The sequence below is a fragment of the Arthrobacter rhombi genome (genome assembly GCF_900163545.1).
In the GTDB taxonomy this organism is placed as follows: domain Bacteria; phylum Actinomycetota; class Actinomycetes; order Actinomycetales; family Micrococcaceae; genus Arthrobacter_H; species Arthrobacter_H rhombi_A.
In genome coordinates this window covers 1-5078 of the sequence record NZ_FUHW01000010.1, presented here as the reverse complement: position 1 = coordinate 5078, position 5078 = coordinate 1, and the positions used below count along the sequence as shown (strand labels likewise).

The following is a 5078-nucleotide window of genomic DNA, read 5'->3' as shown; positions in this document are numbered from 1 at the left end:
TCACTACGAGGACTTCCACCCGCTGCCCGCGTACCCAACCTCAGTGGTCAATACACCTAGGCCGTCCTCAGGGATGGCCCTTTCCGGGGTCGCGGGCCGCACCCAAAAAAGAACGGCAGCAGACGTAGTAAGCGTCTGCTGCCGTAGACCCCTGAACAGACCAAGTGTTCAGGAGCTATTCCTTGTTGTCTTTAAGTTTAGACGATGCCTCTCCACAAGCCAATCGTTCATTCCGTTCGAGATCCAAGGTAGACGCAATTCCCACAACCGTCGCCCAATACTCCGTCTCGGAGGATAGGTCGGACAACGACATCTTCGTCTGGAGGCGGTTCCTCCCTGGCTACAGATTCGCAACGCTCAGCGGCACCATGTCTTGGGCAATTATCGTCGACCTTGACCACGATGACGGTTGGGTTCGTGCACATGAGTTCTTTCATTTTTCTGGCGGTCCGGAACCGTCTTGGATTATCGAGAACACCATGACAGGCCATGTTCAGATGGGCTGGATGATCGAACCGGTTTCGTACGGGGAGCGCTCTTGGGCCAAGCCACAAAACTTGCAGCAAATGGTGTATCGCGCCCTGGTCTGGACTCTCGATGGTGACAAGGCTTTCACGCAGGGCCGCGCGCGCAATCCATTTTACGATCCCGAAGAGTACCTACGCGAGTGCAAAGCCGACCTTGCCAGTTGTTGGCGACGGCTAAAAGCGCAGAACGTCGGCGATGGCGCCCAAACCCAGGCTGCTAAGAGCGTGGCTTTGGCGGAATGCCGCCTTGAACGTGCGCAGCGTCTACATCACAACGACAACCTTCACGACCGAAGGATCCATTGGGGACCAATGATCCCCCGGTCCATGCGGGATTTTCGGCAACAGCTCAAGCGCGCCGGCATGTTCAAGACGGATCACTTCGATGTGCATGCCCTGCCAACAGGTGCAACCCGTCGTTCGCAGCAGGCTGCAGCCCTGGTCGGCCCTATTGAGCAGGGAGAGCGGAACTCCACCGTGTTCACCCTGACTATGGCGGCTGCAATGCGCGGTGACGACTTCAAGTCCTTCGCTCATTCTCTAACCTGCGACCCGCCACTGCTGCGCAAGGAGACCGAAAGCATCATCGCATCTGTAGGGAGGAGGGTTGGTCGGAGCAAGCCACTCCCGCCAGAAGGACCGGGCCAGACGAACCTCCAGGCTTTCTCGCGCTATCAGGCCAGACGAGGCAAGGCCGGCGGTTCACGGCATAGTGCTGCACAGAGTGCGCAGAGATCGGAAGTTTGGCACACAGCCGGCACCGCTTCCGTCGCACATCGACGTTCTGAACGGTCGACACAGACTGGCTCCCTTGTCGCCGAGGGGCTGACGATCAGACAGATTGCCGAGCACTTTGGTGTTTCAAAGAGCACTGCGAAACGGTACAAGCGAGCAGCTACCTCAGGGGGGTCAAACCAGGAGCCTACAGGTAACGGCGCAGCCACACCCGCAGGAACAACCACTCCTCCTGGGGTGCCTACTGCTCCTCGGGTGGGGCTTGTTGGAAGTCTGCGCGTTGAACAGCTTGGAAGGATCACGCCTGACGCCTATGGGGTTACTTCGGAGGCTGACGAGCCTTGGCAAGTAGCAACACGGCTAGTCCAACTCACTGTTTCAAATTCTCGAAACTGTGCGAAGGGACAAGTCAAAGCGTTGCAGCTCATACCTAACCCGCCCCTCCTGGACCGGGCCATGAGACCGTTTGCGATTGATAGGGCCGAGGGGTAACCGGGAACTTCTAGGCCTCACTAGGGAAGATGGAAAGGTTTACTGTAGCACCCTAAAAGTGGAGCTGACTAGGAGTAATAGGGTTCCATGATCTTCAAGGTTGAGGTAGTATTAGCGGTAGCTACTTCGAGAGAGCCCCAGTCGCGCGGGGGTAAACGTGCAACTACCGAAAGGTTGAACGTGGCTCTCTCTGAACCTGGCCGGAAATTGCGATCCGCCATGGCGAACGCAGCAAAAATGAACCACGTCGAAGAGCTGGCAAGGCTCCAGTCGGAGTACGACGTTCTGAGGATTCTTAATTCGATCGCCCGGATCCGTGGCATCCTGGAGCCATCCTTGGCCCAAAAATTGCGCGAAGCAATCAATGCCCGGCTGGTTGAACAAGCAGGAACGGATGATCGGTCGTGACCGCGCCACGGACGCTCCTCGGACTCAACGCGGCGGACGCAAGGGTTACGCAGAAGCAGAGCAGCCCTTCGCTGAGGGTCAAACGCGTCAGGAAGGCGTTCCGTTCGCTCGTGGCTGTGCTGGCCATCTCGATCGGGATACTCGGGTTCACCGGAGGAGCCGCTCAGGCTTTCCCATCACCTTTCGCAGATATGAAAGACAACATGGCCGCCACGGTCGTGAATTTCTGCGGTCCCAACGACGTGCCGGCGCCATCCACATTCAAGGGCATCGACACGTCGTTGGGCTTGAACGCCGGAGAGGCAGGCGACGGTGTCCGGTCTACCATTAGGCCGGACTTCGCCCAGGACAACACAGGTGCCGGGATTCAGGGGAAGAACGGTGGAGTTGAACGGCTGACTCGTGTCTACAGAGGAGCTGGCGACGTCATCGCCAAGCCCACGTACGAGAGGTATGGGTTCAGCGCGCTGACCTGGAACCACTATGGCGGTGGGTGTTTTTCCATCGATGGAGCCTTGGCTTCGTCATCCTCGTATGCCTTGGACTTTTTGGTGAAGGTCCCTATGGCCGCGTCCATGGCGGTGCTGGAGTTCGCTATGAGCAACCAGATTTTCGACCTGTTCGCCACGATGATCCAGCCATTCGTCGGCGTTATGTACGCGATCTTCAACCCTTGGATTTACTTCTTGATCCCGATCGGAGTCGTCTTGGTTTGGCTAGGGTCCAAGGGCTCCCTGCAAGCAACTTTGAAGGCTGCTGGGTGGGGCGTATTCATACTGGGCACGTTCCTACTCATGAGCAACTCCACGTCGCAGATCGTGAAAACCGCTACGAATGCTGTGACTGAGGTTGCAGGGGCCGCGGCCTGCAAGATGGCTGATGCTGCCGCGACCACGGCGCACGACAAGAATGAGTGTATCGACCCCACGAAGTCGATCAACCAGGCGCTCTGGTACGGGGTGCCTTATCAGACGTGGCTGGTCGGGCAGGTCGGCGAGGAACAAGCTGCACTGGACCGCTCCGCCGAAGCGCGTGGCGACGTCGGATGGGGACCAGCACTTCTCAACGGAAACTATGTCGGCGTCGAAACTAATGACGATGGGGACGTGCTCCGAGACGAGGAAGCCCTAGTAATTGCCCAGAGTCTCGCTGGCTGGAACGCCGCCACCTACAGCCCTGACTCGGACGGATCGAAAACCAAGGCATGGACTGGTGGGGCTGCTTGGCAGAAGGTTCCCTTCCTCGCAAACGTGAAAATCATGTGCTCGGACCTCTCAACCGCCGGTCAGGAAAATACGTCCATGGGAACACACAACCGGTGGATGTACTCCGGTGGCACGAGCGTTGATGGGGAGAACTATTTTTGCGACTCCGCAGGCGCCGGAACAACGGAGATGGCCACGTACTTCCAAGGGAAGGAAGGCAACAAGCAATTTCTTACTGCTCTGTCGGGTGGAATTGGAAGTGCTGCGGTGAGCCTGGCAGTCCTTGGATCGAGTCTGTACTTGGCCTTCCAGAAGTTGATCTTCTTTTTTCTACTGTTCTTGGCCCCTGTCGTACTGACGATCTCCGCCGTCGGCGACAGAAAGCGCCGCTCCTTCGCGCTGCGACTCGGTGAACTGATCGCGACAAACCTCCTGAAACAGGTCGTTGCGGTCTGCGTGGTTCTCTTCGTGACGAACGCCATGGCCTCACTATTTGACCCCGTACCCGACGCTCTCATGTCAAAAATCCCGTGGGCGTTGAAGCCCTATGCCGCCGTCCTTTTTTTCTTGGCGCTCGTGTTCCTCGCTGTCCCGTTCAAGAATCTGCTCAGGGGTGCCGCAGTTGGCGATACTAATGTCGTGGACAAGGCGGCAACTGCCCCACAGCGGACGATGAAGGCCGTAGGCAAGGGTGCGGCCGTCGGCGCTGGTGTCGTGGCTACAGGTGGCGTGCTGGCTGCTACCGGCGTCGGTGGCGCTTTGATCTCTGGGGCCGGTAGCAAGGCTGCCGATATGGGCAGAGCCGGGACAATACTGGGTCAGGCCGGCAGGGTGATGGGCGTTGGTTCTAAAACAGGGCGTGCGATGCGTGGATCTGGGGCATTGATGCGGATGGGCCAGGGGGTCATGGATTCCAAGGCGACAGCCGAGGGCCGCAAGGCAGCACTCGCCCAGTCCGCGAAAACCTTGCTGACCGGCAGGGAGACTGGTGGAAAGTACCGCGACCCGAAGACCGGCAAATTGCTGCCCACCGCTCAGAATATGGCCGAGAGCGACGCTGCTGTCATGGCAGCCGAGTCCCAAGGCCCGGATAAAGCGAAAAAGGCACAGGACGCTTACATGTCCCAGGTATTCCGTGGGTACCAAGCGAAAACTGGCCAGTTCCACCATGACGACCCAAATTCCCCTGAAAATAGAAAGGCCGCTGGCGCAGCGGCCGCGAACGAACGATCCGTGATTCGGGAAGCTACCGGACGCGAGCGGGCACGAAACAGGGGCAAGCCCCAAGACGGCCAATCAGATTCTGCAAACGTCGCGCCCACGAAAGCTAGTAAGCCCAAGGAAGGGCCACTCAAAGACATCCAAACTTCTAATGGTCAGCATTCCGACTTTTCTCCCAGTCCTCCGCCGAATAATGGCGGGCCTCTAGACTTCGGCGCGGCACGTGGAAGCTACGCACAGTCAGCGCGTGTGGTTGGGCCCCTTGGTAGAAGCCCAGTGACTATGTGAGTTTCGCATCTGATAATGGATGCAGGAGGAAATTCACAGATATGGCACGTAGACATACCCCGGAACAGGTCATCGCGAAAGTACGCCAGGGCCAGAAGATGCTCAACGACGGACGCCCGATGATCGAGGTCATCAAGGAACTGCAGGTCACTGAAGCGACGTGGTACCGGTGGCTTCAGCAGTACGGATCCGAGAAGAACGC

4 protein-coding genes are annotated in these 5078 nt (G+C 58.2%); all 4 read left to right on the top strand.

The window, feature by feature from the left end:
* The first annotated feature begins 368 nt into the window (after window positions 1–368).
* Window positions 369–1754 (top strand): replication initiation protein, encoded by a 1386-nt coding sequence (locus FM101_RS01860; protein WP_179204203.1) that lies wholly within the window; start codon window positions 369–371, stop codon window positions 1752–1754.
* Between the two features lie 219 nt (window positions 1755–1973).
* Window positions 1974–2162, top strand: a complete 189-nt coding sequence (locus tag FM101_RS01855) for a hypothetical protein (RefSeq protein ID WP_086994640.1) — start codon at window positions 1974–1976, stop codon at window positions 2160–2162.
* Window positions 2159–4876 carry a hypothetical protein gene (locus FM101_RS01850; protein ID WP_086994636.1) on the top strand — a complete coding sequence of 906 codons (2718 nt, stop codon included), beginning with the start codon at window positions 2159–2161 and terminating at the stop codon, window positions 4874–4876. Before FM101_RS01855 ends, FM101_RS01850 begins: the two co-directional genes overlap by 4 nt.
* Before the next feature lie 41 nt (window positions 4877–4917).
* Window positions 4918–5078, top strand: a 161-nt coding sequence (locus FM101_RS15520) for a transposase (RefSeq protein WP_143269171.1), incomplete at its 3' end; no start/stop codon positions are given.